Raw genomic sequence first — 17,498 nt, 5'->3', positions numbered from 1 at the left:
ACCCGCCGCGTGGTGCCGGACCCGATTCTCCAATGCCGCCCGGCGCATCTCCAACCTCCCCCGCCCAGAGCCGACGGCAGCCCCGGGGACGCCACCGCCCGGTCAGCGATGACGGAACGGCCGGATTCTGACGCCCGTTCCGGCTGCGGCTTGCGTTCGGACGCCCGGACGCTCCACCCCGGTATGAATCTTTCGACACCGGCGATCGTCACGCTCTGTCACTCGACCACCCCTCAGCGGACTCGCCGTCACGCTGTGGGGTCAAAAGCACACGGGGGGGCTTCAACGGCACCTCCGGAGCACGGTGAATATCCGTCCGAAGTGGTTCATGCCCCTATAGCAACCCCCGTGCGGAGTAATAGTCGCATCACCGAATCGCGCCAAGATCGTGCCACGGTAAGCTGACGGCATGACAGGACAAGTTCGCACCGTCGACGGTCGCGTCGCCGGGCGACGCGGACAGGAGACGCGGCAGAAGCTGCTCGACTGCCTCCGCGAGATGCTCAGCACGTCGCCCTATCGGGACGTCAAGGTCATCGACGTCGCCCGTATGGCGGGTACCTCCCCCGCGACCTTCTACCAGTACTTCCCGGATGTCGAGGGCGCTGTCCTCGAAATCGCCGAGGAAATGGCCAAGGACGCCGACACCCTCAAAGAGCTGGTGGCCGGAAAGTCCTGGGCAGGGAAGTCCGGTCCGACCACTTCGGAAGAACTGGTCGACGGATTCCTCGCCTTCTGGCGCAAGAACGACGCCATTCTCCGAGTGGTCACGCTCGGTGCCGCCGAAGGGGACAAGCGGTTCTTCAAGATCCGCATGACGGTCCTCAACGCGGTCGCCAAGCCGCTCGCGGAGGCCGTCAAGGAACTCCAGGCGAAGGGTCAGGCCGACAAATCACTCGACCCGAATGCCGTCGCCGGGGCCCTGGTCTCGCTGCTCGCCTCGGCGGCCGAGCACCAGAAGGCCTTCACTTCCTGGGGCGTCAAGGTCAAGGACCTCAAGCCCAACCTCGCTCCCCTGGTGTACCTGGGCGTCACCGGCAAGAAGCCGCCCAAGTAGACCATCCGTTCAACCGACCATCCGCTCCGCGCGCAGCCCCGGCCTCCTGTTCCGGGGTACGACGGACGGCGGCCGTGTCCTCGGGGGAGGTCCGCCGACGTACCGCACGCGCGCCAGACATGCCGGTGGGCGGGCGCCCCTTACACAGGGTGCCCGCCCACCGGCATGTTCGCGTCCAGGGCCCTCAGGGGCGCTGTGGGGGACTCAGGAGATCCGGCTCCACGCCGTCACGGGCAGCGGACCACCTGGCCGGCGTAGGCGAGGCCGCCGCCGAAGCCGAAGAGCAGGACCGGGTCGCCGGGAGACAGCTCACCGCGTTCGACCAGCTTGGAGAAGGCCAGCGGGATGGAGGCGGCCGAGGTGTTGCCGGAGTCGACCACGTCCCGGGCCACCACCGCGTCGGCGAGGCCCAGCTTGGCGGCGATCGCGTCGATGATCCGCAGGTTGGCCTGGTGCGGCACGAAGCCCTTCAGGTCCGCCGGGTCGATCCCGGCCTGCTCGCAGGCCCGGCGGGCCAGCGGGGCGAGCTGGGTGGTGGCCCAGCGGAACACCGACTGGCCCTGCTGGCTGATCACCGGGTCCCAGCCGGTGATCACCACGGCGTCACCCCGCTCCGGCTCGGAGCCCCAGACCACCGGGCCGATGCCGGGCTCGGCACCGTCCTCCTGGGCCTCGACCACCGCGGCGCCGGCGCCGTCACCGAAGATCACGCAGGTGGAGCGGTCGGTCCAGTCGAGGGTGTCGGACATCCGCTCGGCGCCGATCACCAGTGCGCGCCGGGCCGCTCCGGCCCGGATCGCGTGGTCGGCGGTGGCCAGGGCGTACGAGAAGCCGGAGCAGACCGTGTTGATGTCGTAGGCGGCGGGCGCACGGACGCCCAGCCGGGCGGCCACCGCGGCGGCGGTGTTGGGGCTGCGCTCGATCGCGGTGCAGGTGGCGACCACGACCAGGTCGATCTCGTCGGCCGTCCGACCGCTGCCGGCGAGTGCCTTCTGCGCGGCCTCGGTGGCGAGGTCGACCAGGGTCTCGCCCTCGGCGATGTGCCGGGTTCTGATGCCCACCCGGCTGCGGATCCACTCGTCGTTGGTGTCGACGAGCGCCTCCAGGTCGTCGTTGGAGAGGACCTTGGGGGGCTGGTAGTGGCCGAGTGCCACAATGCGCGAACCGCTCATAGTGCCATGGAACCGGGTTACCGGCTGGTCAGCGGGGCGCGACCGGCTACAGGATCCGCCCCCGTGATCTGTAGGAGCCCGACAACGGGCGTTGCGGCGACTGGCCTCCGCGTGGGCCGGGGCGCACCACGCGGAGCACGACGGGGCGCACGGCGGGGCGGGCACCGCCCGGGCCGCCGCTGGAACGCCGTCCGGGACGCCGGGGTCAGGCGGCGAGCGAGGCCGCGTCGCCCATCACGATCACCGGGTGGGCCGCCGGGTCCAGGGTGCGGATCAGCTGGGCCATCTTGTCCTCGGGGATCGAGACGCAGCCGTGGGTGGGGCCGTCGTGGTCGACGTGGATCCAGATGCCGCCGCCCTTCTTCGCGCCCTGGGGCCGGCGCGGGTCGAGCGGCGAGTTCCCGGGCACCCGGTTGTAGTTGATCGCGACCACGTAGTCGAAGGAACCGGCCAGCTGGTCGCCGAAGAAGCCCGTCCCGGAGACCACGAAGCTCGGGTCCTTGTCGTACGGGAACTTGCTGCCCGGGTCGGCGTTGCGGCCGCCGGCGTCGGTGAGCGAGAAGACGCCGATCGGGCTGCGCAGGTCGCCCTCGTTGTGGTCGGTGCTCCAGCCGTTGTTGCCGTTGTGGCCCTGCCAGGTCTCACCGGCCAGCCAGCGGCCCTCGGGAGTGCGGGTCCAGAGGGTGACGGTGTTCTTGTTGCCGTTCTTGTCCTGGCCGGAGGCGAGCACCACCTGGGTGGTCTCGGCGGGTATCTTCGCGGCGAAGTCGGCACCGAGGCCGGGTATCGCGGCGACCGAGCCGTCCGTGCGGACCTGGCTGCGGTCGGCGGCCGGGCTCCCGGTCTGCCGGTCGGAGGCCGCCTGGGCCGCGGCGGGCTGGGCGCCGCCCGCGGCCGGGGACGGCTGGTCGGGGGCGGCGACGCCCTCCGGGCCCGGCCCGTCGGCGGTGGTGAGGCCGGGCTTGGCGGTGTCCTGGCCGACGGTGTACCAGCCGGCGGCGGCCGCGAGCAGCAGCGCGGTGCCCGCGGTCACGGCCTTGCCGTGCCGCTTCCGCTTCGGCTTGCGACGTCGTCCCCGGGCGGCGGCCCGGCCCTCCACGGGCGCCGCGGCGGCCGGGGCCGGACGCGGCTCGGGCAGCGGCTCGTAGCCGGGCTCCGGCTCGTACCGCGGCTCGGGGTCGTACAGCGGCTCAGGGCCGGGCATCGGCCCGGGCCCGGACTCGGGCGGGTACCCCTGGAACGGCTGGTCGTAGGCGTCGAAGTACCCGCCGTACCCGTCCTGGGCCTGCTGCGGGAAGTGCTGCTGGTAGCCGCCGTGGTCCTGGTGGACCGGCTGCTGGTACGGCTCGTACGGCTGCTGCGGCGCTCCGTACGCCGGCTCCGGCATCGGCTCGTACGACGGGTACGGGGTGGCGCGATGAGAACCGGACATGCCGCCGATCCTGCCAAACGGTGTACCGGTTGGTAAACCCGGGGCGGGTGCGGAGGCCGTGAAGAAAGCCGCCGCCCGGGCCGAGGACCGGCCCGGGCGGCGGGAGACGACGTCAGAGGCGCATGGCCTGCGGGGCCTCGCGGCGCGTCAGGTCCGGGCCCTCGTACTCGCGGATGATCTCGTAGCGGGTGTTGCGCTCGACCGGGCGGAAACCGGCGTCCCGGATCAGATCGAGCAGGTCGTCGCGGCCGAGCTTGTTCGGGGTGCCGAAGTTGTCCGCGTCGTGGGTGATCTTGTACTCGACCACCGAGCCGTCCATGTCGTCCGCGCCGTGGCTGAGCGCCAGCTGGGCGGTGGTGACGCCGTGCATCACCCAGAAGACCTTGACGTGCGGCACGTTGTCGAAGAGCAGCCGGGAGACCGCGAAGGTCTTCAGCGCCTCGGCGCCGGTGGCCATCTCGGTGCGGGCCATCAGCCGGTTGCGCACGACGCCGTCCTTGGAGTCGTGGAAGTCGTGCTGGTAGCGCAGCGGGATGAAGACCTGGAAGCCGCCGGTCTCGTCCTGCAGCTCGCGCAGCCGCAGCACGTGGTCGACCCGGTGGCGGGGCTCCTCGATGTGGCCGTACAGCATGGTGCAGGGCGTCTTGAGGCCCTTGCTGTGGGCGAGGCGGTGGATCCGCGACCAGTCCTCCCAGTGGGTGTCGTGGTCGACGATGTGCTGGCGGACCTCCCAGTCGAAGATCTCCGCGCCGCCGCCGGTCAGCGACTCCAGGCCTGCGTCGATCAGCTCGTCCAGGATCTCGTCGGCGGACAGGCCGCTGATCTTCTCGAACCAGTGGATCTCGGTGGCGGTGAAGGCCTTCAGCGAGACGTTCGGCAGGGCCGCCTTCAGCTCCCGCAGCGAGCGCGGGTAGTAGCGCCAGGGCAGGGTCGGGTGCAGGCCGTTGACGATGTGCAGCTCGGTGAGGGACTCGACCTCCATCGCCTTGGCGAGCCGGACGGCCTCCTCGATGCGCATCGTGTAGGCGTCCTTCTCGCCCGGCTTGCGCTGGAACGAGCAGTACGCGCAGGACGCGCTGCACACGTTGGTCATGTTGAGGTGGCGGTTGACGTTGAAGTGGACGACGTCGCCGTTCTTCCGCGTCCGCACGTGGTGGGCCAGACCGCCCAGCCAGGCCAGGTCGTCGCTCTCGTAGAGCGCGATCCCGTCCTCGCGGGTCAGCCGCTCACCCGCGTAGACCTTCGCCTCCAGCTCGCGCTTGAGCCCTGCGTCCATGCGGTGACCCGCCTCCTCCGACTTCGATTCCTTGCCGGAACGAGCCTACGCCCGTGCCGACAGCAGCTCCGCGAGCAGTGCGGGGTCGATGTTGCCACCACTGACCACGGCCGCCACCGTCCGGCCCCCGGTCTCGGCGGCGCGGTGGAAGTAGGCGGCCGGGGCGACCGCGCCGGAGGGCTCGGCGACCAGGCGGCCGCGGCGGGCCAGCAGGGCGACGGTGGCCCGGATCTCGTCCTCGGTGACGGTGACGACGTCGTCCACGTACGCGGTGAGGTGCTCGAAGGGCAGCTCGCCGACGGACGGGGTGCGCAGGCCGTCCGCGATGGTCCGGTAGGTGTCGGCGACCGGCCAGGCGAGCCGGCGACCGGCCCGGAAGCTGGCCTGCGCGTCGGCAGCCAGCTCCGGCTCGACGCCGACCACCCGGATGCCGGGGCGGGTGAGCTTGAGCGCGGCCGCCGTCCCGGAGATCAGGCCGCCGCCGCTGACCGGCACCAGGACGGTGTCCAGCCCGGCCGGGGCGTCCTCGGCGATCTCCAGGCCGACCGTGCCCTGGCCCGCGATGATGAACGGGTCGTCGTACGGCGGCACCCAGACGTAGCCGTGCCGCTCGGCCAGCTCGCCGGGCAGGGTGTCCCGCTCCCCCGGCGGCACCAGGATCACCTCGGCGCCGAACCCCCGGGTGGCCTCCACCTTCACCGCCGGGGAGGTGTCCGGCATCACGATCACGGCCTTGATGCCGAGCAGCCCCGCCGCGTACGCCACCGCCTGCGCGTGGTTGCCGCTCGACTGGGCGACCACGCCGCGGGCCCGCTCGTCCTCGGTGAGCGCGGCCAGCCGGTTGTACGCGCCGCGGGTCTTGAAGGCCCCGGTCGGCTGGAGGTTCTCCGGCTTCAGCCAGAGCCGGCGCTCGCCCTCGGCCGCCCACGGGGCGGGAACCAGCGGGGTGCGCACGGCGACCCCCGCGATCCGCTGCCGGGCTGCGCGCAGCTCCTCCAGACCGACCAGTGCCACGACGTCACTCTCCTTCGGGGGGGAGTTCGCTCACCCGGTTCTCCCACTTGGTGGAGAGTACGACGGTGGTGCGGGTGCGGGCCACGCCCTTCGTGCCCGAGATCCGCTTGACCACCGACTCCAGGCCCGCCACGTCGGCCACCCGGACCTTGAGCATGTACGAGTCGTCACCCGCGATGAACCAGCAGTCCTCGACCTCGTTGAGGTCCTTCAGCCGGAACGCGACGTCCTCGTGGTCGGCGGCGTCGGTCAGCTGAAGACCGATCAGGGCCGTGACGCCGAAGCCGAGCGAGGCCGGGTTGACCGTCGCGCGGTAGCCGGTGATGACACCGGCCTGCTCCAGGCGGTTGATCCGGTCCGTGACGCTCGGGCCGGAGAGTCCGACCAGCCGGCCCAGCTCGGCGTAGGACGCGCGGCCGTTCTCCCGGAGCGCCTGGATGAGCTGTCTGTCCACCGTGTCCATATACCGTCCGCGTCCTTCCGAACCTCACCAGACCCACAGATCATTATCCGGATTCAAAGGCGCCATGCGCGGAACAACCCGGATATCGCAGAGAAGATACTCTCCCGCCCTCGGCCTTCTCACTCCCCCTCAGCCGACACGCTGCCGTTCCCGCCGCCTTGGCGGGCCGCCGCCCCCAACTCCCCTTCCCACCGCAGGTACAGGGAATGCGGGACGCCGACCGCGTCCAGCACCCGACCGGCCACGAAATCGACGAGTTCGCGCACGGTCGAGCCGCCGGCGTAGAAGCCGGGCGAGGCGGGGAGGACGACGGCGCCCTGCGCGTCGAGCTCCACCAGGTGCTTCAACGTCACCCCGTTGAGTGGCGTCTCACGCACGCACACGACCAGCGGGCGGCGCTCCTTGAGGGTGACGCTGGCCACCCGCTGCAGCAGGTCCTTGCTCAGGCCGAGCGCGATCCCGGCCACCGCGCCGGTGGTCGCGGGCACCACCAGCATGCCCTTGGCCGGGTACGAGCCGCTGGACGGGCCAGCCGCGAAGTCCCCGGCGGACCAGTAGCGGACGTCGTCCAGGCCCTCGTCGGTGCCCAGCCAGGCGGCCAGGTCGGCGCGCCAGTGGGCGTCCCGGAAGGAGATGCCGGTCTCGTCGAGGATGGTGAGCCGGGCCGCGCGGCTGACGATCAGGTCCACCGGCTCCCCGGCGGCGAGCAGCGCCCGGATCACCGAGGCGGCGTACGGCGTCCCCGACGCACCCGAGACCCCGACCACCCACGGCTGACGCTTGACTGTTCCCATGGCCCATTTCTATCCGGCCTTACCCGGTCGGGCCTCATCCACGGGCACCCCTGGGAGGATGGGGTCATGCCAGCGACCCTCGTCGACCTCACCCATCAGGTGACCACCGCGATGCCGGTCTACCCCGGCGACCCGGCCGTCCTGCTGGAGCCCGCGCTCACCACCGCCACCGCCGGGGTGAACGTGCTGGCCCTGCACCTCGGCTCGCAGTCCGGGACGCACGTGGACGCGCCCTACCACGTGGACGTCACCTGGCCGACCCTGGACGGGCTGCCGCTGGAGCGGTTCACCGGCCCGGCGGTGCTCGCCGACCTGCGCGGACTGGCGCCCCGGGCCGCCGTCACCCCCGAACTGCTCGCGCCCGCCCTGGAGCGCGCCGGCGAGGGGTCCGTCCTGCTGCTCGCCACCGGCTGGGCCCGGCACTGGGGCACCGACGCGTACCTCGCCCACCCCGCCCTGACCGCGGCCGCCGCCGAGGCGATCGTCGCCGCCGGGGTGCGGACCGTCGGGGTGGACGCGCTGAGCGTCGACCCCACCCCCGACCCGGGCCCGGGCGACCCGGCGGTCGCCGCGCTGCTCGCGGACCTCACCGACGAGCACGACCAGCCCGCCGCCGACGAGCCGACCCTCGCCGCGCACCGGGTGCTGCTGGGGGCGCCCGGCGGCGGGGTGATCGCGGAGAACCTGACCGATCTGCGGGCGCTGCTGGACGCCCAGGAGGCCGGACGGCCGGTGGAGGTGTCGCTGTTCCCGCTGCGGCTGGTGGCGGCGGACGGCGCGCCGGTGCGGGCGGTGGCCCGGCTGGGCTGACGGTTTTCAGCCAGTCACCGCACCGGACTTGGTCTAGACCATCCCCCGGCGGCGCCGCTACGCTGTCCGGCCATGGCAGAGATCATCGGAGTGATCGAGCGACTCTGGCGCTACCCCGTGAAATCCACCGGCGGCGAGCGGCTCGACTCCGTCGAGGTGGACGAGCGCGGCCTGGCCGGCGACCGCCTCTACGCCGTCCGCGACGGCGACGGCAAACTCGGCTCTGGCAAGAACACCCGCCGCTTCCGCCGGATGGACGGCCTGCTCCGCCTCTCCGCCCGCCTCGGCCACCGGATCGACGGCCCCGAGCTGTTCGACCCGCTCGGCCGCCCGGTCGCCGACCCGACCGCCTTCCTGCGCGCCTACCTCCAGCGCGGGGACGTCGAACTGGCCCGCGAGGACGCCGTCTCGCACTTCGACCAGCTGCCGGTCAGCGTGCTCACCACCGCCACCCTGGACTGGGTCCGCGAGGCCGTCCCCTTCGCCGTGGTCGACGAGCGCCGGTTCCGCCCCAACCTGGTGCTGCGCACCCCGCCCGGCACCCCGCCGTTCGTCGAGGACTCCTGGTTCGGCCGGCGGGCCCACACCGAGGCCTCCGACGGCGCCCGGCTGGCCTTCGTCCGCTCCAGCGAGCGCTGCGCGATGACCGGCGCCGCCCAGCCGGGCCTGCCGCACGCCCCCGAGATCCTCAAGGCCGTCGTGCACGCCCACGACGGCCGGCTCGACGCCCTCGCCGAGGTCGCCGCCCCCGGACGGCTGCGCCTCGGCGACCGCCTGGTCCTCGACTGACGGGCCGCGCCGCCGCCCCCCGCGGTGCGGCGGGCCGGCTACGCCCGGATCAGGCAGAACGGGTGCCCGGCGGGGTCGGCGTAGATGCGCCAGCGGCCGACGTCGCGCAGCCGGACGGCGCCGAGCGCGAGCACCGCGCGCTCGGCGGCGGCCAGGTCCTCGACGTCGATGTCCAGGTGCGCCTGCTGGGGGTGCTCCGGGTCCGGCCAGCGCGGCGGGCGGTGGTCGGCGACGCCCTGGAAGCAGAGCACCGTGCCGCCGTCGAGGTGCAGGGTGGACCAACCCGCGCCGAGCGACCAGCGCGGGTCCGGCCGGTCGACCTCGCCGCCCAGCAGGCCCGCGTAGAAGCGGGCCAGCCCGGCCGGGTCCGGGCAGTCGAGCACGAGGCACTGCAGCTTGCCGATCACGGTCTTCCCCTCCGAGGAGTTCTGCGGCCGTGATTCTCGCAGGCACCCCGGAGGGGCTCAGGCGGCCAGTCCGAGCACCAGGGCGACGGCGGCCGGGACGGCGTAGATCACCGGGAACGGGACGTGGGCGTAGTCGCGGGCCCGGAGCACGATGATGACGGCGCCGGTGAAGTACAACACCAGTCCGGCGGCGGCCAGTTCGCCGATCACCGGGACGGCGAGGCCCACCAGCAGGCCGACGGCGCCGGCCGCCTTGGCCACGCCCAGCCAGATCCACCAGGCGCGCGGGACGCCGTACTCGGCCAGTGGGCCGACGGCGAACCCGGCTCGGAGGAAGACGGCGCCGGCCGAGGTTCCGGCCATCAGGGCCGCGAGGACGGTGACGATGACGAGGGTGACGGACATGTGAGGCTCCTTCAGACGGTCTGGCCGGTCGGTCACTTCACTGACCCGGCCGACCGCCCCGATGTGACGGCCCCGGCGAAGAGGTTTCCGGCCCTACGGCAGCGCGACCGCCCGCAGGAAGGCGTCGGCGAACAGCTCGATGGCTTCGTCCACCGAGGGCAGGTCGGCGCCGAACGCGGGTGCGAGCACCGGCCGCAGCAGGATGTGGTTGATCAGCGGCCCGAGCAGCAGCTGGGCCAGCAGCGGCAGCGGCAGCGGCCGCAACCGGCCGGCCTCGACATGCGGCAGCAGCAGCCCGCCCAGGCCCTCGTACATCCGCGGCACGGTGGCCGCCATCATCCGCGCGGCGGGGCCGTCCGGCCGGCTGAACAGGTCGGCGAAGACCGCCGGGACGATCTGCGGCTCGCGCTCGAAGGCCGTGACGAAGGCCCGGTAGAGCGCCCGGACGACGTCCTCCAGGCGCTGCGGCGGGTCGGCCGCCAGCGCCTGGACGTCCGGCAGCGGGCCGTACTGTTCGAAGACGGCGGCGAGCAGGCCGTCCCGCCCCTCGAAGACGGTGTACAGGCTGGGCAGCGAGCATCCGGCCCGCTCCGCGACGGCGTCCAGGGTGATCTCACCCAGTCCGCGTTCGGCCACCAGCCACGCCGCCGCCTCGATCGCGCGCTCCCGCACCGGCGGCCGTCCGCCCGGGTCGACGCCCGCCTGCCGGACGGCCTCGTCCAACGCGGCCCGGGAGCCGCCGAGCCGGCGCAGCAGCGTGCTGCGCGAGACCCCGGCGGCTGCCGCGATCGCCGTGACCGGGACGTCCGCGACGTCCTGCCCCCGCTCCTTTGCCGCCGTGAGGGCCGCGGCCACCAGATCCTTCATGTGGAACATCATACTGCTTGACACCTGAGACGATTCCAGAGATTATCTATATGCGAGTTCCACACCGGAGGTCGCACCAGGGTTCGGAGGGAGAGAGCCATGAGCGTCGTCATCTCCGGGGGCGGGCCGGCCGGCATGATGCTGGGCCTGATGCTGGCCAGGGCCGGCATCGAGGTGACCGTGCTGGAGAAGCACGGGGACTTCCTGCGCGACTTCCGCGGCGACACCGTCCACGCGTCCACCGTGCGACTGATGGACGAACTCGGCCTGGGCCGGAAGTTCGCGGCACTGCCGCAGAGCCGGCTCGGCAACATGGTGATGCCGGTGCCCGGCGTCGGCCCGGTCGCGCTGAGCGCCTACGAGAAGCTGCCCGCGCCGTACAACTACATCGCGATGATCCCGCAGTGGGACCTGCTCAACCTCCTGGTCGAGGAGGCGAAGCGGGAGCCCGCCTTCACCGTGCGGATGAACACCGAGGCGACCGGGCTGCTCCGGGAGGGCGGCAGGGTCGTCGGCGTGCGCTACCGCACCCGGGACGGCGAGGAGGGCGAACTCCGCGCCGACCTCACCGTCGCCGCCGACGGCCGGCACTCCACCCTGCGCCGGGAGGCCGGGCTGGTGCCCGAGGAGTACCCGGTGCCGTTCGACGTCTGGTGGTTCCGGCTGCCCCGGCACGGCCACGAGCAGGGCGTCCCGCCCAACATCGTCCCCGGCTTCGGGGAGCGCGAGCTGGCGCTCAGCCTCACCCGCGACGACTACTTCCAGATCGCCTACTTCGCCGCGAAGGGCTCCGACCCGCGGCTGCGCGCCGAGGGCGTCGAGCGCTTCCGCGCCCGCATCGCCCGGCTGTTCCCCCAGTACGCCGACCGGGTCGACCAGTTGGCGAGCATGGACGACGTCCACCTGCTCGACGTCAAGCTCAACCGGCTGCACCGCTGGTACGCCGACGGACTGCTGCTCATCGGCGACGCCGCCCACGCGATGTCCCCGGCCGGCGGAGTGGGCATCAACCTCGCCATCCAGGACGCCGTCGCGGCCGCCACCCTGCTCGCCGAGCCACTGCGGCACGGCCGCCCGACCACCGCCGCGCTCGCCAGGGTCCAGCGGCGTCGAGAGCGGCCCACCGTGATCATGCAGCGGATGCAGCAGGTCCTGCACGGCACCATCTTCACCCCGATCCTCACCGGCCGCCGGGTCGGCCCGCCCACCCAACTCGCCATGCTCGTCCGCTTCGTCCCCGGTTTCCGCCAGATCCCGTCCCGCCTGATCGCCCTGGGCCCCCGCCCGGAGCACGCCCCGGCCTTCGCCCGGCGAAGCGCCGCCTGATCGGATGATCCGCGCCGGCGGCCCACGCCTCCCGCCGGCAAACCGAGGCAGGCCCCCCACGGCCGACGTCCCGAAAGACCTCAAGTGCACCAGGGACCACGCGTGGGTGCGGCCCCTGGGGAGCGATCGGGTCCGGGTGGGCGTCACCGACCACGCACAGCGACAGCGGAAGATCGCGCCGGCCGTCCGTTCGGAAGGCCGGATTGCCGGGAACGACCGATGACATGACGATCCCTCACCGCTTGACCGGCACCGGCGACCACCACGTCCTGGTCCTGCACGACTGGTTCGGCACCAGCGCCGGCTGGGGCCCCTTCCTCGACTACCTCGACGGCGGCGCCTTCAGCTACGCCTTCCTCGACTACCGCGGCTACGGCGAGCGCCAGGACGTCCCCGGGGAGTACACACTCGCCGAGATCGCCTCCGACGCGCTCGCCCTCGCCGACCAACTCGGCTGGGACCGCTTCTCGTTGGTCGGCCACTCGATGGGCGGCAAGGCGGCCCAGCAAGTGCTGGCCGAGGCGCCGCTGCGGGTGCGCAAACTGGTCGGCCTGGCCCCGGTGCCGGCCGGGGCGTACCCGCTGGACGCCGCCGGCGAGGCGCTGTTCTACGGCGCCGCCGAGGACCGGGAGAAGCGGTTCGCCATCCTCGACCTGGTCACCGGGCAGCGCGCCGGCCGGGTCTGGCTGGACCGGATGGTCGACCAGTCGCTACGACTGTCCACCCGCGAGGCCTTCGGCGGGTACGTCCGGGACTGGGCGACGGCCGACCTGGAACAGCGGATCAGCGGGAACCCGGTGCCGGTCAAGGTGATCGTGGGCGCGCACGACCTCGCCCTCACCGCCGAGGTGATGCACGGCACCTGGCTCACCCACTACCCCAACGCCGAACTGGAGGAGATCGGCGGCAGCGGGCACTACCCGATGTACGAGGCCCCGGTGGCGCTGGCCACCTCCCTGGAGTCCTTCCTGCACAACTGACACCGGCCTTCACCCGACCGGGCGAGCTTCGCGTCGAAGGGCGGGGATCTGTAGCAGGCTCCTCCGCGTGGCTGACCAACCGTCAGCGCAGTCCCGACGACGATGCGGAGACCTCCATGGCCAACGTCCCGGCAGACCTCAAGTACACCAAGGACCACGAGTGGGTGCGGACCACCGGAAAGAACAAGGCCCAGGTGGGCATCACCGACTTCGCGCAGAAGCAGCTCGGTGACATCGTCTTCGTCGACATCCCCACCGTGGGCAAGGAGCTCGACTCCGACGAAGCGTTCGGCACGGTGGAGTCGGTCAAGGCGGTGAGCGAACTCTTCATGCCACTCACCGGAACGATCACCGCGGTGAACGAGGAACTGGACGGTGAGCCCGAGCTGATCAACACGGACCCGTACGGCGACGGCTGGATGGTCGAGCTCACGCTGACCAAGCCCGACGAGCTGAAGCAGCTGCTCACGGCCGCCCAGTACGAGGCCTTCATCGCCGAGGGGGCGGAGTAGCCACCCCCCGGCCCCCTCGGACCACGTGCGCGGGAAGTCGGCGGTTCCGACTTCCCGCGCATGCGCCCAGGGTCAGACCGTGGGGGCCAGGGCGAGTCTGCGGGCGGCGAGGAGGGCGGTGCGGGCTCGGCCGGCCCCGGTGCGGGCGGTGGCCGGGTCCGGGGCGGGTTTTCGGGGGACGAGGCCGGCGCAGGGGCGACAGATGCCGGGGCGGGGCACCGGATCGCGGCACTCCGCGCATTCGGAACGGGCGGGCGGGGCGGCGGCGGGCGTGCGGGGTGGCGGGAGTTTGCGCCGCAGGCGGTCGCGGAGCAGACCGACCGGGGAGTGCAGAGGCCTCGGCAGGGCGGGGAGCAGGGCGTGGGCGAGGTCGGCGTCCGTCTGCCCCCTCGCCAGCCATTCGGCGACGAGCGGCGCGAGGGCGGCGGCCTCGGCCTCACCGAGGCGCAGGCGGGGTTCCCGGCGGATCACCCGGTGGAGCGTGGCGACCGCTTCCCGGACCTGCGGGTCCGGTTCGGTCAACTCGGCGGGGAGGGTGGGTACTTCTTCCGGGTTCTTTACGGGAGGAGTGTCAGAGGGGCCGGCATCAGGCCCACCGGAGTCCGGGGGTGGGGCACTCGATGGCGGTCCGAGCTGGGGCGTGTCGAAGACGCTCGCATGAGAGCGGACCGTGCCGTCGGGCATCCGAACCTTGTCGACGCGGTAGTACCCGGCATTTTCCAGCTCCTTGAGCGCCCGGCGGACTGCCGTGCGCCCCACCCCCACGGTGGTGTCCGCGATGTGCCTCGCGTCCTCGCGCCAGCCGTCAGGACGAGAGAGGAGGTCGAAGAGGATGGCTCGGGCGTTGGGGCTGAGGCTACGGTCCTGGACGAGGCCGTTGGAAAAGACGGCGAAGTTGCTCGTGTGGACGCTACGATGAACTCGCATGGGGAGTGTCAGCTCCTAGTGCCAGACCCCGGGGTGTTCCACCACCGCCGGGGTCTTCTCTTTTCTGCTTGCGCCACGGAACGTAACACGCTGATCGCGCTTGGTGTTAACCAGATTGACGGGTAGTCAGCGCTCCGAAGCGCCTAGGGGCGCACGGAAGTCGGCGCGCGCCGGGTAGACGATGGCGCATGAACCGGAGACCCGCACGCATTGGGCGTCTCATACTTGTCACCTACGTTCTAGACATGACAGATAAGCGAGTTGACGACACGTCGCCCGTGCTGGCGGTGGGCGTCTCCGGAACGGTCGGGCGGCATGTCGGGCTGCAGCTCGCGGCCGCCGGGGTGCGGGTACGGACGCCGGCGCAGCGGGAGCTGCTCGACCCGGCGACGCTGGAGGCGGCGGCCCAGGGTGTCGACGCGGTGCTGCTGGGGTGGCCGTTCCCGACGGCGGACGGGGCGGCGGAGGCGGTGGGGGTGCTGGCCCGGAATGTCGGGCGGGTGGTGTTCCTGTCGTCGGCGGCCGTCCGCGCCGAGGGCGAGGTCGAGGTCGAGGCACTGCTCGCCGGAAGCGGGGTACGGCACACGGTGCTGCGGGCGTACGGGTTCGCCACCGCACTGCAGTGGGCGGAGGACATCCGGTCCGGGGCCGCCGTGCAGGGCTACGGCGGTGCGGCCGGGCTGAACCCCGTGGACGAGCGGGACATCGCGGCGGTCGCCGTCCGGGCCCTGAGCGAGGACGGCCACGACGGCGCCCGGTACCTGCTCACCGGCCCGGAGTCGCCCACGCAGGCGGAGCAGGTGCGGATCATCGGTGAGGCCGCCGGCCGCCCGGCCCACTGGGAGGAGATCCCCCGCGAAGCCGCCCGACACAGGATGCTCACCACCGGCCGTCCCCCGGCCATCGCGGACGGCGCACTGGACTTCGTCCACGCCCGCATCGCCGACCCCGAGCCCGCCACCACGACGGTCCAGGACCTCACCGGCACCCCGGCCCGCAGCTTCCGCGCCTGGGCCACGGACCACGCGGCCCTGTTCCGCTGAACGCCCCGCGAAGGCGGCTACGGGAACGGGGGGCACCGCCTTCGCAGGAACTCGACCCCGTCGACTTCCCGCCCTCCCGGGCGACGCCGCGACCGCCCTTCAGGGCCGCTCGTCCGGTTGCGGCAGCTCGACGGGGAGGGTGGGTACTTATTCCGGGTTCTTTACAAAAGGAGTGTCAGGGCGACCAGTACGTGCGCTACCACGTCGGCGACGAGAAGATCACCTCCGGCCCGAAGAGCCTCACGGACGGCTGGTCCGGTCTGAAGGGCACCACCTTCGCCTCCGGCGTCGACGCCGCCTCGCTCGTACCGGACAACACCACCGACGTCTACCTGTTCAAGGGCGGCCAGTACCTGCGCTACCGCACCGGCGACGAGAAGATCGCCTCCGGGCCCAAGAGCCTGGCGGACGGCTGGCCGGGCCTGAAGGGCACCACGTTCGCCCCCGGCATCAGCGCGGCCTGCAGCGTGCCCGGCAAGCCCACCAGCCTGTACCTGTTCAAGGCCGACCAGTACGTGCTCTACAGCGTCCGCGACGAGAAGATCACCGATGGCCCCAAGAGCCTGGCGTCGGTCTGGGGGGTCGACGGCGTCTTCGCCAACGGGGTCGACGACGCCTGCCGCGTCCCCGGTGGCACCGGCGACCTGTACTTCTTCAAGGGCGACCAGTACGTGCGCGTGCGGTAGCCGGGCCCCGCGTTTCAACCGTGCCGCAGCCGTTCGGTGACGGCTGCGGCCGACAAGGTCACGAGCTACCGCGAGACGAGAGGGGTACCCCGTGAGTGGGCCTGAGTCGGACGGAACCGAGCCCACCCCCAGCCCGCAGCCGGCCACCACCACGGTCCAGGACATCACCGGCCACCCCGCCCGCAGCTTCCACACCTGGCCCACGGATCACGCCACGTTGTTCCGGTGAGCCAGTCCACCGGCGACGAGTAGGCTCGGACGAGACGAGAGGAGAGCCCCGTGAGTCAGCCGGTGTCAGACGGAGCCGAACTCATCCCACGGCCCGATAAATCACCCGCCGCGCTCAAGGCCGCTCTCGCCGTGGTGGCTTCCGACCGACTTCCGGAGATGGTGGAGGGGCAGACCAGGGCCATGGCTGCGGCCATCGAGGCGGGCAGCATCAACCCGATCCGCACGTTCGTCGCCCACTGGGCCGCCATGGTGGAGATCGAGCGGGTCCCGACCACTGCACGCGCCTACCACCGGGCGAACTACCTCGCCAATCACGCGGCAACCGTTGCGGAGTGCCGCCAACACGCCACCGAGGTCGCCGCGATCTACAGGTCCGCGTTCTCGGCGGTGAACGGGTGAGCTGGAGCTGGGAGTACCTACCCAGCGAGGAGCACGTCGCCGGCGGGGCGGCTGCCGGTTTCCTCGCGGCCGTCGAGAGGAAGGCCGCCGAGTTGGTCCGGGCGGCCGAGGCGCTTTACCTGGATGGCACCAGGTACGAGAGCAGTGGCGAACCCATGCAGTACCTCGACGTCGCCGGAGGCCTGGCCGCCTACTACGTCGTCCCCCGACTCGAACTCGTCGTCGTCTGCCAAGTGACTCCGCCGGCCGCCTGATCCGGGCCAGGCTCGCCTGGCGACCGGGGTCATGATCCCTCGTGTCCTTCGGCCTCAGCCATGTCGGCGGGCCGGCTCAGCCAGGCGTCCTCGTCGAGTTCGGCGGTGATGGCCGCGCGGAGCGGGACGTGAGCGGGGCCCAAGGCGAAGCGTGGGTCGCGCCAGTGGTCGGGCGGGTAGAGCCAGACCGGCTTCTGGACGAGGTGGTCGGGCTCCCAGTCGTAGCGGGGCCAGATGTGGGCGTGCAGGAACGGGTCCTTGTTGCCCAGGATTTCGAGGTTGACCCGGCGGAAAGCCGGGTCGGCTGCGCGGCACGCGTCTTCGACGGCCTCGCCGAGGCGGTCGAGGTCGGAGAGGTAGGCCAGGCGGCGCGGGCGAGGCAGGTCGGTGAGACGTTCCGCGCCCGGCGTATCGGTCAGGAGGACCGAATAGCCGGGCAGGAACTGAACGTCTCCGATGACGGCGAAGCCGGCTGTCAATCGCCGCAGCACGGTGGGGTTCTCGCCCCGCAGCGCACTGCCGATGCGGTCGGCGCGCCAGTCGGACGTCACGTCAGATCGAGCAACGCGGCAGCCCTGACCGGATCGTAGGCCAGCCTGCAGCTCCTCACCAGGGACGGATCGTCCATCAGGCCTCCGCTCTGCGGCCCTCAAC

General features: G+C 72.1%; 22 protein-coding genes. 11 read left to right on the top strand and 11 right to left on the bottom strand.

Annotated features, from left to right (window positions below; translation table 11 throughout):
- Positions 1-409: 409 nt before the first annotated feature.
- On the top strand, positions 410-1,057 hold the full coding sequence (locus ACIOJE_RS01740; RefSeq protein ID WP_030055725.1) for a TetR family transcriptional regulator: 648 nt from the start codon (positions 410-412) through the stop codon (positions 1,055-1,057).
- Positions 1,058-1,284: 227 nt separating this feature from the next.
- Here ACIOJE_RS01740 and ACIOJE_RS01735 read toward each other — a convergent pair whose 3' ends face one another.
- From ACIOJE_RS01735 to ACIOJE_RS01710, 6 genes are all read right to left on the bottom strand, one after another.
- Positions 1,285-2,229, bottom strand: coding sequence for a beta-ketoacyl-ACP synthase III (locus ACIOJE_RS01735; RefSeq protein ID WP_280675342.1), 945 nt, complete (start codon positions 2,227-2,229; stop codon positions 1,285-1,287).
- 205 nt (positions 2,230-2,434) lie between these two features.
- Complete coding sequence (locus ACIOJE_RS01730; protein WP_400772636.1) at positions 2,435-3,661, bottom strand: L,D-transpeptidase family protein; 1,227 nt, start codon at positions 3,659-3,661, stop codon at positions 2,435-2,437.
- 112 nt (positions 3,662-3,773) lie between these two features.
- On the bottom strand, positions 3,774-4,937 hold the full coding sequence (gene mqnE / locus ACIOJE_RS01725; protein WP_280675346.1) for an aminofutalosine synthase MqnE: 1,164 nt from the start codon (positions 4,935-4,937) through the stop codon (positions 3,774-3,776).
- 45 nt (positions 4,938-4,982) lie between these two features.
- Positions 4,983-5,951, bottom strand: coding sequence for a threonine/serine dehydratase (locus ACIOJE_RS01720; protein ID WP_280675348.1), 969 nt, complete (start codon positions 5,949-5,951; stop codon positions 4,983-4,985).
- Between the two features lie 4 nt (positions 5,952-5,955).
- On the bottom strand, positions 5,956-6,414 hold the full coding sequence (locus ACIOJE_RS01715) for an Lrp/AsnC family transcriptional regulator (RefSeq protein ID WP_030232219.1): 459 nt from the start codon (positions 6,412-6,414) through the stop codon (positions 5,956-5,958).
- Positions 6,415-6,533: 119 nt separating this feature from the next.
- A complete protein-coding gene (locus ACIOJE_RS01710) occupies positions 6,534-7,208 on the bottom strand; it encodes a UbiX family flavin prenyltransferase (protein WP_280675353.1) in 675 nt (224 codons plus the stop codon).
- Positions 7,209-7,274: 66 nt separating this feature from the next.
- On the opposite strand from ACIOJE_RS01710, the gene ACIOJE_RS01705 reads away from it, so the two are divergent.
- Together ACIOJE_RS01705 and ACIOJE_RS01700 are read left to right on the top strand one after the other, a co-directional pair.
- A complete protein-coding gene (locus ACIOJE_RS01705; RefSeq protein WP_400772635.1) occupies positions 7,275-8,018 on the top strand; it encodes a cyclase family protein in 744 nt (247 codons plus the stop codon).
- A gap of 72 nt (positions 8,019-8,090) precedes the next feature.
- The gene (locus ACIOJE_RS01700; protein WP_400772634.1) at positions 8,091-8,807 is read left to right on the top strand and encodes an MOSC domain-containing protein; all 717 of its coding nucleotides are present in this window, start codon (positions 8,091-8,093) and stop codon (positions 8,805-8,807) included.
- Positions 8,808-8,845: 38 nt separating this feature from the next.
- Here ACIOJE_RS01700 and ACIOJE_RS01695 read toward each other — a convergent pair whose 3' ends face one another.
- From ACIOJE_RS01695 to ACIOJE_RS01685, 3 genes are all read right to left on the bottom strand, one after another.
- The gene (locus ACIOJE_RS01695) at positions 8,846-9,214 is read right to left on the bottom strand and encodes a VOC family protein (protein WP_280675359.1); all 369 of its coding nucleotides are present in this window, start codon (positions 9,212-9,214) and stop codon (positions 8,846-8,848) included.
- A gap of 57 nt (positions 9,215-9,271) precedes the next feature.
- On the bottom strand, positions 9,272-9,619 hold the full coding sequence (locus tag ACIOJE_RS01690; protein WP_280675361.1) for a DoxX family protein: 348 nt from the start codon (positions 9,617-9,619) through the stop codon (positions 9,272-9,274).
- 93 nt (positions 9,620-9,712) lie between these two features.
- A complete protein-coding gene (locus ACIOJE_RS01685) occupies positions 9,713-10,486 on the bottom strand; it encodes a TetR/AcrR family transcriptional regulator (RefSeq protein ID WP_400772633.1) in 774 nt (257 codons plus the stop codon).
- Positions 10,487-10,585: 99 nt separating this feature from the next.
- Here ACIOJE_RS01685 and ACIOJE_RS01680 point away from each other — a divergent pair, with 99 nt between their 5' ends.
- The 3 genes from ACIOJE_RS01680 to gcvH all read left to right on the top strand — a co-directional run bounded on the left by ACIOJE_RS01680 (position 10,586) and on the right by gcvH (position 13,304).
- The gene (locus tag ACIOJE_RS01680) at positions 10,586-11,812 is read left to right on the top strand and encodes an FAD-dependent oxidoreductase (RefSeq protein WP_400772632.1); all 1,227 of its coding nucleotides are present in this window, start codon (positions 10,586-10,588) and stop codon (positions 11,810-11,812) included.
- Between the two features lie 224 nt (positions 11,813-12,036).
- Complete coding sequence (locus ACIOJE_RS01675) at positions 12,037-12,792, top strand: alpha/beta hydrolase (protein ID WP_280675369.1); 756 nt, start codon at positions 12,037-12,039, stop codon at positions 12,790-12,792.
- Between the two features lie 116 nt (positions 12,793-12,908).
- Entirely contained in the window at positions 12,909-13,304 is a 396-nt protein-coding gene (gcvH, locus tag ACIOJE_RS01670) for a glycine cleavage system protein GcvH (protein ID WP_280675371.1), read from the top strand.
- Positions 13,305-13,376: 72 nt separating this feature from the next.
- Here gcvH and ACIOJE_RS01665 read toward each other — a convergent pair whose 3' ends face one another.
- Positions 13,377-14,231, bottom strand: a complete 855-nt coding sequence (locus tag ACIOJE_RS01665; protein ID WP_400772629.1) for a hypothetical protein — start codon at positions 14,229-14,231, stop codon at positions 13,377-13,379.
- Between the two features lie 245 nt (positions 14,232-14,476).
- On the opposite strand from ACIOJE_RS01665, the gene ACIOJE_RS01660 reads away from it, so the two are divergent.
- From ACIOJE_RS01660 to ACIOJE_RS01640, 5 genes are all read left to right on the top strand, one after another.
- Positions 14,477-15,274, top strand: a complete 798-nt coding sequence (locus ACIOJE_RS01660) for a hypothetical protein (protein WP_400772628.1) — start codon at positions 14,477-14,479, stop codon at positions 15,272-15,274.
- A gap of 191 nt (positions 15,275-15,465) precedes the next feature.
- Positions 15,466-15,960 (top strand): hemopexin repeat-containing protein, encoded by a 495-nt coding sequence (locus ACIOJE_RS01655; RefSeq protein WP_400772626.1) that lies wholly within the window; start codon positions 15,466-15,468, stop codon positions 15,958-15,960.
- A gap of 91 nt (positions 15,961-16,051) precedes the next feature.
- Positions 16,052-16,189: a hypothetical protein gene (locus ACIOJE_RS01650; RefSeq protein WP_280675378.1), complete on the top strand. Its 138-nt coding sequence runs from the start codon at positions 16,052-16,054 to the stop codon at positions 16,187-16,189.
- A 50-nt stretch (positions 16,190-16,239) separates the two neighbouring features.
- Positions 16,240-16,590 carry a hypothetical protein gene (locus ACIOJE_RS01645; RefSeq protein ID WP_280675381.1) on the top strand — a complete coding sequence of 117 codons (351 nt, stop codon included), beginning with the start codon at positions 16,240-16,242 and terminating at the stop codon, positions 16,588-16,590.
- Positions 16,587-16,844, top strand: coding sequence for a hypothetical protein (locus ACIOJE_RS01640; RefSeq protein ID WP_400772623.1), 258 nt, complete (start codon positions 16,587-16,589; stop codon positions 16,842-16,844). Before ACIOJE_RS01645 ends, ACIOJE_RS01640 begins: the two co-directional genes overlap by 4 nt.
- A gap of 29 nt (positions 16,845-16,873) precedes the next feature.
- Here the strand turns inward: ACIOJE_RS01640 and ACIOJE_RS01635 are convergent, their stop codons facing one another.
- Positions 16,874-17,395 carry a diadenosine tetraphosphate hydrolase gene (locus ACIOJE_RS01635; protein WP_280675385.1) on the bottom strand — a complete coding sequence of 174 codons (522 nt, stop codon included), beginning with the start codon at positions 17,393-17,395 and terminating at the stop codon, positions 16,874-16,876.
- Between the last annotated feature and the right edge of the window lie 103 nt (positions 17,396-17,498).

Source organism: Kitasatospora sp. NPDC087861, assembly GCF_044742585.1.
In the GTDB taxonomy this organism is placed as follows: domain Bacteria; phylum Actinomycetota; class Actinomycetes; order Streptomycetales; family Streptomycetaceae; genus Kitasatospora.
The sequence above is the reverse complement of the archived record's forward strand: the minus strand, read 5'-3'. Positions and strand labels throughout refer to the sequence as shown.